Here is a 408-nt window from a genome sequence, read left to right as displayed (position 1 = left end):
ATCTCGGTGGCGGCGCGGATGGCGGGGATGCACCCGCAGACGCTGCGCCAGTACGACCGACTCGGGCTGGTGCAGCCCGGTCGAGCGGCCGGTGGCGGGCGTCGTTACAGCGTCCGCGACGTGGTGCTGCTGCGCGAGGTGCAGCGACTCAGCCAGGACGACGGGATCAACCTGGCCGGCGTCAAGCGGATCATCGGGCTGGAGCGGCTGCTGGAGCAGGCGCAGCAGCGGGTGGCCCGGCTGGAGGCGGAGCTGGACGCCGCGTACCGCCGGGTGGCCGAACTGGAGTCGCTGGCCCGCTTCCCGGGCCGGGATCTGGTGCCGACCAACCGCACCTCCACCGCCCTGGTGGTGTGGCGCCCTCGCCGCACGCCCGATCGCTGACCTGCCGCTCACCCGGAGCTGTCT

1 protein-coding gene is annotated in these 408 nt (G+C 73.5%); it reads left to right on the top strand.

The genetic code is table 11. From position 1 onward, the window contains the following. Window positions 1–384, top strand: a 384-nt coding sequence (locus KBX53_RS35900; RefSeq protein WP_210864134.1) for a heat shock protein transcriptional repressor HspR, incomplete at its 5' end; no start/stop codon positions are given. Window positions 385–408 lie beyond the last annotated feature (24 nt).

The organism is Micromonospora sp. M51, from assembly GCF_018070305.1.
GTDB lineage: Bacteria > Actinomycetota > Actinomycetes > Mycobacteriales > Micromonosporaceae > Micromonospora > Micromonospora parva.
Note: the sequence above shows the minus strand (reverse complement) of the source record. Positions and strands in the feature narration are given on the sequence as shown.